At 68.5% G+C, this 8,403-nt stretch carries 7 protein-coding genes; all 7 read left to right on the top strand.

All coding sequences use genetic code 11. The annotated features are described in order from the left end of the window. The coding region (locus DIE06_RS37035) for an ABC transporter permease subunit (RefSeq protein WP_124665652.1) at positions 1–876 on the top strand (876 nt) is incomplete at its 5' end. Further along, positions 873–1,814: an ABC transporter permease subunit gene (locus DIE06_RS37030; protein WP_124665651.1), complete on the top strand. Its 942-nt coding sequence runs from the start codon at positions 873–875 to the stop codon at positions 1,812–1,814. The genes DIE06_RS37035 and DIE06_RS37030, both read left to right, overlap by 4 nt. Before the next feature lie 21 nt (positions 1,815–1,835). Further along, the gene (locus DIE06_RS37025; RefSeq protein ID WP_124665650.1) at positions 1,836–3,398 is read left to right on the top strand and encodes a DUF3138 family protein; all 1,563 of its coding nucleotides are present in this window, start codon (positions 1,836–1,838) and stop codon (positions 3,396–3,398) included. 26 nt (positions 3,399–3,424) lie between these two features. Then, positions 3,425–4,717 (top strand): FAD-binding oxidoreductase, encoded by a 1,293-nt coding sequence (locus tag DIE06_RS37020; protein ID WP_124665649.1) that lies wholly within the window; start codon positions 3,425–3,427, stop codon positions 4,715–4,717. A 76-nt stretch (positions 4,718–4,793) separates the two neighbouring features. After that, entirely contained in the window at positions 4,794–5,174 is a 381-nt protein-coding gene (locus DIE06_RS37015) for a cupin domain-containing protein (protein WP_124665648.1), read from the top strand. A gap of 46 nt (positions 5,175–5,220) precedes the next feature. Next, a complete protein-coding gene (locus tag DIE06_RS37010; protein ID WP_124665647.1) occupies positions 5,221–6,636 on the top strand; it encodes an amidase family protein in 1,416 nt (471 codons plus the stop codon). Positions 6,637–6,709: 73 nt separating this feature from the next. After that, the gene (locus DIE06_RS37005; protein WP_185733574.1) at positions 6,710–8,158 is read left to right on the top strand and encodes an aldehyde dehydrogenase; all 1,449 of its coding nucleotides are present in this window, start codon (positions 6,710–6,712) and stop codon (positions 8,156–8,158) included. Positions 8,159–8,403: the final 245 nt, after the last annotated feature.

Genomic DNA, 8,403 nt, shown 5'->3' with positions numbered 1-8,403 from the left:
CCGTCGGGCCGCGGCGTCGCGATCGGCGTGCCGTTCCTGTGGCTCGTGATCTTCTTCGCGCTGCCGTTCGTGCTGGTACTGAAGATCAGCTTCGCGGATCAGATGCTCGGCATTCCGCCGTACACCGCGCTCGCCCGGCTGGAAGCCGGTACGGTTCAGGTCGTGCTGTCGCTGAAGCACTACGCGCTGCTGCTGCAGGACGACCTGTATCTGAACACCTACGTCAGCTCGCTGAAGATGGCCGCCGCGTCGACGCTGATGTGCCTGCTCGCCGGCTATCCGATCGCGTACTGCATTGCCCGTGCGGCGCCGGCACGCCGCAACCTGCTGATGATGGCCGTGATGCTGCCGTTCTGGACGTCGTTCCTGATCCGCGTCTATGCATGGGTCGGGATCATGAAGGACGACGGCCTGCTCAATCACGCGCTGGCGGCGCTCGGCGTGATCGCGACGCCGCTGCGCCTTTATCACACCGACGCGGGCGTCTACATCGGAATGGTCTATTCGTACCTGCCGTTCATGGTGATGCCGCTCTACGCGCACCTCGTGAAGCTGGACCTCACGCTACTCGAGGCCGCACACGATCTCGGCGCGACGCCGTGGTCCGCGTTCTGGCGCATCACGCTGCCGCTGTCGAGGAACGGGATCGTCGCCGGCAGCCTGCTGGTGTTCATTCCGGCGGTCGGCGAATACGTGATTCCGGAACTGCTCGGCGGCGCGAACACGCTGATGCTCGGCCGCGTGATGTGGGACGAGTTCTTCAACAACATGGACTGGCCGATGGCGTCCGCGGTGACGGTGACGATGGTGGCACTGCTGCTCGTGCCGATGGCGCTGCTCCATTACAGCCAGGCCGAAGCGGAGGGGCGCTCATGACCCGCGCGAATCGCCTGTTGTCCGCCTGCGTGCTGGGCGCGGGCTTCCTGTTCCTGTACATCCCGATCATCAGCCTGGTCGTGTACTCGTTCAACGCGTCGAAGCTGGTGACGGTGTGGTCGGGCTTCTCGCTGAAGTGGTACGCGGCGCTGCTGGACGACGACGAGCTGCTCACCGCCGCATGGCTGTCGCTGAAGATCGCGCTGCTGACGGCCACCGCGTCGGTCGCGATCGGTACCTGGGCCGGCTTCGTGCTGGCTCGCATGGGGCGCTTTCGCGGCTTCACGCTCTATGCGGCGATGATCAACGCGCCGCTGGTGATTCCCGAGGTGATCCAGGGCATCTCGCTCCTGCTGCTGTTCGTCGCGATGCAGCAGACCTTCGGCTGGCCGGCCGGGCGCGGCTGGCTGACGATCTGGATCGGCCACGTGATGCTGTGCCTGTCGTTCGTCGCCGTGATCGTGCAGTCGCGCGTGAAGGAGCTCGACCGCTCGATCGAGGAAGCCGCGCTCGATCTCGGTGCGCGGCCATTGAAGGTGTTCTTCGTGATCACGCTGCCGCTGATCGCGCAGGCGCTGGTGTCCGGCTGGCTGCTCGCGTTCACCGTGTCGATCGACGACGTCATTCTTTCCGCCTTCCTGTCGGGCCCGGGTTCGACGACGCTGCCGCTCGTCGTGTTCTCGCGCGTTCGGCTCGGACTCAACCCGGAGATGAACGCGCTCGCGTCGGTGTTCATCACGGTCGTGACGATCGGCGTCGTCGTCGTGAACCGCTCGATGCTGGCCCGCGAGCGACGGCAGGCCCGCGACGCCCGTGCGTGGCACGCGGCCGCAGCGCCGGAAGTGCCGGGTGCACCAGGTGTACCAGCCGCGTCGTCGCCCGCTCGCCCGTCGGCCGCGCCGGCGCGGCACGACCCCGCACCGCATCCCGTGAAGTGAAGAACGACCAGGAGACGTTGAATGAAAAAGAAGATGCTTTGCGCGCTGATTGCCGGTGCGTTGCCGGGGTTGGCCGTCGCGAGTTCGAGCGCCGACCAGATCAGGGCGCTGCAGCAGCAGCTCGCCGTGCTGCAGCGGCAGATGAGCGCGCTGCAATCGCAACTGGCCGCGAAGCCGGCGGCGGCCCCGGCGTCGGCGGCGGCCTCGGGCGTGCCCGCCGTCGACCCGTCGGCGCCCGGCTACGGGCAGGCTCCGGCCGTGCTGACCAACGACGACGTGACCGAAATCCGTCAGCAGGTCGCGAACCAGCAGCTGAAAGTCGACTCGCTGACCGACGCCGCGCGCACCGGCCCGATCGCGGGGCTGTCGGTGACCGGCTATCTCGATCCGACCTACGTGTACAACCGTGGTGCCGGCACGTCGTCGTTCCAGTTCGCGAACCATGAGAATGCCTACACGTATTACAACAGCACGATCGGCGACGTGTTCCTCGACATCAAGAAGACGTTCGGCGTCGGGCCGACCGCGCCGTCCGCCGAGATCACGCTGATGCCGAACCGCGGCGCCGGCCTGTCGATGATGACGGGCAGCGGCGCGAGCGGCCTCGACATCGTCAACACGGCCGTCGTCACGGTGCCACTGTCGGGCACGACCGCATTCGTCGGCGGGCTCGTGCTCGGCTTCGGCGGCTACGAGTACCAGCAGTCGAACCAGATGCTCACGCTCACGCACAACCTGCTGTACGACTTCTCGGATCCGGGTTCGTCGATCGGCGCGGGCATCAACTACCTGAGCCCGAGCGGCCAGTGGGCGTGGAAGTTCTTCGTCGGCAACGAGCAGTTCCGCAGCGCCGGCGCGGTCACGCAGACCGGCGTGAACGCACTCGGCGACCCGGTCACGACGAGCAACAAGGTGCCGACCTTTACCGCGCGCGTCGACTACATGCGCGGCAGCGCGCTCGATATCGGCGGCTCGATCAACATCGGCCGCCAGACGCTGCCGAGCGCGATCGACCCGGTCACTGGCACAGTGCACTACGGCGTGGGCGGCAATGCGCCGAGTGCGTACGGCGCGTTCTTCTTCGCGGAAGCCGATGCGACCTACACGCTCGCCGATGCGCAGTACAACGCCGAGTTCGATTACGGCCAGCAACAGCACGGCGCGTTCAACGGCGGGCTCGCGCAGTGGTTCGGGTTGTCGCTGCTCGCGCATCGCAAGTTCAACGTGCCGGTGGTCGGCCGCATGGGCGCGACGTTGCGCTACGACCTGCTCGTCAACCGCAGGAACGGCGGCGGCGGATCGTCGATCGGGCTGAACGGCAACGGAATGGATCCGAACAACGGCTTCGGCATCGACGCGGACTGCCTCGCGACGTCGAAGGCGAACGGCGGTGTCGGCTTCGAGTGCAAGGGCGCGACGCGGCAGGCGGCCGCATTCGACCTGCTGTTCTATCCGACCCAGCAGGTGACAGTCAAGGTCGAGTACCGGCACGACTGGGCGAGCAACAAGGTATTCCTGCGTCACGACGGGTCGTACGCGAAGTCGAACGACCTGCTCGCAACCCAACTCATCTACGCGTTCTGACGCGACGCCGTTCGCGAATGTCACTCATGCTCAAGTTTGAAAATCAGCAACATGTTCAGTCCTACTACTCAGATACCGCCAACGACCGGACCCGCCATCCGTCGCTCGACGGTGCCGTTTCCGCCGACGTGTGCGTGATCGGCGGCGGGCTCACGGGACTGTCCGCGGCGCTCGATCTCGCCGAGCGCGGTCATTCGGTCGTGCTCGTCGAGGCGTCGCGAATCGGCTGGGGCGCCAGCGGCCGCAACGGCGGCCAGTTGATCGCCGGATACTCGTGCGACATCGATACGTTCTCGGCCCATCTGCCGGAAGACGACGTGCGGCGGATATGGGCGATGGGGCTCGAATCGGTCGATATCGTCCGACAGCGGGTCGAGCGGCACGGCATCGACTGCGACCTGACCTTCGGCTATCTGACGGCCGCGAACAAGACGCGCCACCTCGACGCGCTGCGCAGATGGCGCGACACCGCGGCGCGCCGCTTCGGCTATCGCGGCTACGAACTCGTCGAGCGCGCCGACATGCCGCGCTTCGTCGCGTCGGATCGTTACGCCGGCGGCCTGCGGCACGAAGGCAGCGGCCACCTGCATCCGCTGAACTACACGCTCGGCCTCGCGCGGGCGGCGCGCGCGGCCGGCGTGACGATCCACGAGGACACGCCCGCGCTCGCGCTCGATCGCGCCGCGCCGAACCACCGTGTCAGGTGCGCGCGCGGGCACGTGGACGCCCGCTACGTCGTGCTGGCCGGCAATGCGTACCTGGGGCGGCTCGCGCCGGGTCTGGCACGCAAGATCATCCCGGTGGCGACCTACGTGATCGCGACGGAGCCGCTCGGCGCGGCCCGCGCGGCCGCAACGATGCCGGCCGACGCGGCGATCAGCGACTGCAATGCGGCGCTCGACTATTTCCGGCTGACGCGCGATCGGCGGTTGCTGTGGGGCGGCAAGGCGAGCAGCTCGACGCGCACGCCGCGCGATCTCGCGGCGGCGATGCGGCGCGACATGCTGAAGACGTTCCCGCAGCTCGCCGACGTGCGGATCGACTACGCGTGGGGCGGCCTGATCGACGCGACGATGAATCGCGCGCCGCATTTCGGGCGGCTCGAGCCCACCGTGTATTTCGCGCAGGGCTTCTCCGGACACGGCGTGAACGTGACCGGTCTCGCGGGGCGGCTGATCGCGGAAGCGATCGACACGCAGGCCGCGCGTTTCGACCTGTTCGGCCGGATCCGCCATCGCGACTTCCCGGGCGGGCGGGCGCTGCGCACGCCGATGCTGGCGCTCGCGATGGCATGGCACCGGACGATGGACCTGCTTTGACCCGTGCCGCGCGACTCGCATGACCGCGCGGCCAAGAATCGTTTTTGAACCACTCACTCATGCGCTGGAGGCATTCATGACCCACGTCCACCATCTTGTCGACCTGATGCAGGCGCCGGCCAAACTCACGCAAAGCCGCGTGCCGGTCGGGCTGCTGCTCGACGGCAATCCGACGCAGACGCTGTCGCATCACTACATCAGCCCGTGCGGGCAGTTCAGTTGCGGCATCTGGGAATGCACGCCCGGGCGCTGGACGATCGACTACGACGAGTCGGAGTACTGCGAGATGCTGAGCGGCGTCGCGATCGTGCGCGATGCGGATGGCGGCGAACGCGTGCTGCGTGCCGGCGACCGCTTCGTGATTCCGCCGGGCTTTCGCGGCACGTGGGAGGTCGTCGAGACGTGCCGGAAGATCTACGCGTCGCATGCGCCGCAAGCCGTGGCGTCACGTGCGTAGTGCACGGCCGAATCCAATCGATCCAATCATCAACGAGGAGCATCCCATGACCCAGGAATTGTGGCGTCTGAGCGCGGGCGAGATGGCCGCGCACGTCGCGCGGCGCGACGTGTCGTCGACGGAACTCGTGCACAGCTGCCTGCAGCGGCTCGAGCAGGTGAACCCAGTCATCAATGCGATCGTCGACGTGCTGGCCGACAGCGCGTTGCAGGCGGCGTCCGAAGCGGATGGCGCGATCGCGCGTGGCGCGCCCGTCGGCCCGCTGCACGGCGTGCCGGTGACGGTGAAGATCAACGTCGACACGGCCGGTTGCGCGACGACGAACGGCGTGCGCGCGTTTGCCGGCCAGGTCGCGCAGGAGGACAGCCCGGTGACCGCGAACCTGCGCAACGCCGGCGCGATCGTGATCGGGCGCAGCAATGCGCCGGCGTTTTCGTACCGCTGGTTCACCGATAACGACCTGCACGGCCGCACGTCGAATCCGTGGAATCCGTCGCTGACGCCGGGCGGCTCCAGCGGCGGCGCGGCCGCGGCGGTCGCCGCCGGCATCGGCGCGATCGCGCACGGCAACGATCTCGGCGGCTCGATCCGCTACCCGGCCTACGCGTGCGGCGTCGCGGGGCTGCGGCCGAGCACCGGCCGCGTTCCCGCCTACAACCCGACGCAATCGAAGGACCGCACGCTCGCCGTGCAGCTCGCGTCCGTGCAGGGGCCGCTGGCGCGCACGGTCGGCGACCTGCGCCTCGCGCTCGACGCGATGGCGGTGGGCGACGCACGCGACGCATGGTGGATGCCGGTCGCGCCGGCCGGCCGCGACGCGGCGTTTCCCGCACGCGTCGCCGTGTGTCCCGCACTGCCGGGCGTGCCGTCCGACCCGGTGGTCGTCGATGCGGTCCGGCAGGCCGCGCGCTGGCTGGAGGACGCCGGCTGCATCGTCGAGGAAGTGGAACCACCGCGGATCGCCGAAGCGTGCGCGCTGTGGCTGGACCTCGTGACCAACGAAGCGTGCGGCGGGCTCGGCGACGTGATCATGCAGCACGGAGACGCGGCGATCCGGACCGCGTTCGCGAGCCAGCGCAACCTCGCGGCGCCGCTCGACCTGGCCGGCTACATGAACGGCCTGGCACGGCGCACCGCGCTGCTGCGCGACTGGCAGCAGTTCTTCACCCGTTACCCGCTGCTGCTGATGCCGGTGTCGTGCGCGCAGCCGTTCGCGATCGATGCCGACCAGCACGGTGACGACGCGATGCGCCACATCGTCGACACGCAGGGGCCGCTGCTGGCGACCGCGCTGCTCGGGCTGCCGGGGCTGTCCGTGCCAACCGGCGTGCGCGGCGGCGTGCCGACGGGCGTGCAGCTCGTCGCCGGCCGCTTCCAGGAGGCGCTGTGCCTCGCCGCCGGCGAGGCGATCGAGGCGCGCGCCGGTACGTTCACGCCGATCGATCCGGTGACCGGATCGTGATGGCCTACCTTTGACCGGAGGGGGAACACCCTTGAATCCATCCACATTCGAAGACTGGCAGGCCCGCGCGGCCATGGTGCGGATCGAAGCGCGCGCATTCATCGACGGCGACGCGCGCCACGCGCACACCGGCGCGACCTTCGCGTGCGTGAGCCCGATCGACGGCCGCGTGCTCGCGCACGTGGCCGACTGCGGCGCCGACGACGTCGATGCGGCCGTGGCGGCCGCACGCCGCGCGTTCGACGCGCAGGCGTGGGCCGGCATGAATCCGCGTGCCCGCAAGGCCGTGCTGCAGCGCTGGGCGGCGCTGATGCGCGAGCATCGGAACGAACTCGCGCTGCTCGAGACGCTCGACACCGGCAAGCCGATCGCCGACACCACGGCGATCGACGTGCCGGCCGCCGCGCATTGCGTCGACTGGTATGCCGAGGCCATCGACAAGGTCGGCGGCGAGGTCGTGCCGGCCGATCGTCATCTCGTCGGTCTCGTCACGCGCGAGCCGATCGGGGTCGTCGCGGCGGTCGTGCCGTGGAATTTCCCGCTCCTGATGGCCGCGTGGAAATTCGCGCCGGCGCTCGCGGCCGGCAACAGCGTGGTGCTCAAGCCGTCCGAGAAATCGCCGCTGACCGCGATCCGTGTCGCGCAGCTCGCGTGCGAGGCGGGCGTGCCGCCCGGCGTGTTCAGCGTCGTGCCCGGCGGCGCCGAGCCGGGACGGCTGCTGGCGCTGCATCGCGACGTCGACTGCATCGCGTTCACCGGTTCGGCGCGCACCGGGCAGCAGATCATGGCGTGCGCCGCTCAGTCGAACCTGAAGCGCGTGTGGCTCGAACTGGGCGGCAAGTCGCCGAACATCGTGCTGCCCGATTGTCCCGATCTCGACCGCGCCGCGCAGGCGGCCGCCGATGCGATCTTCTTCAACATGGGGGAAGTGTGCACGGCGGGTTCGCGCCTGCTCGTGCATCGCGATATCAAGGATGCGTTCGTCGACAGGCTGGTGGCAGCGTCGCGACGTTTCGCACCCGGGCATCCGCTCGATCCCGCGGTGGCGATGGGCGCGATCGTCGATCACGTGCAGCTCGAACGCGTGATGCGCTATATCGCGCTCGGACGGGCGGAGGGGCGCCTCGTGACGGGCGGTGCACGCGTGCGTGAGGAGACGGGCGGGTTCTATGTCGAGCCGACCGTGTTCGAAGTCGATGCAAACGCAACGATCGCGCGCGAGGAGATCTTCGGGCCCGTGCTGTCGGTGATCGCGTTCGACGACGTCGATTCGGCCGTGCGCATCGCCAACGACACCGAGTACGGGCTCGCGGCGGCCGTGTGGTCGGCAGACCAGGCGACGGCGCATATGGTCGCGCGGCGCCTGCGCGCCGGCACCGTCTGGGTCAACTGCTACGGCGATGGCAGCGACGACATGAACTTTCCGTTCGGCGGGTACAAGCAGTCGGGCAACGGTCGCGACAAGTCGCTGCACGCGCTCGACAAATACACCGAGCTGAAATCGACGATCGTGCGGTTGTGACGCAGGCACGGCAGGCGGGCCTGCGTTTGTCCGTCAGCCAGTCTGCCGCGCACGCATCACTGCGCGGCCCCTTCCGCGTCGGCCGTCTCGCCGAGGAACCCGCCGCTGTGGTGCACCCACAGCGCGTGCCGACACCCGGGATCCGTCAGGCCTTTCATCGCACCCCATAAAAAAGATCTTGATTATCTATCTATGAGTAGATAAAGTTCGATCCATGGAAACGAAATCGACCGTCCGCGAACAGA

Origin of the sequence: Burkholderia sp. Bp8998, from assembly GCF_003854235.1 — a bacterium.
Lineage (GTDB): Bacteria > Pseudomonadota > Gammaproteobacteria > Burkholderiales > Burkholderiaceae > Burkholderia.
The sequence above is the reverse complement of the archived record's forward strand: the minus strand, read 5'-3'. Positions and strand labels throughout refer to the sequence as shown.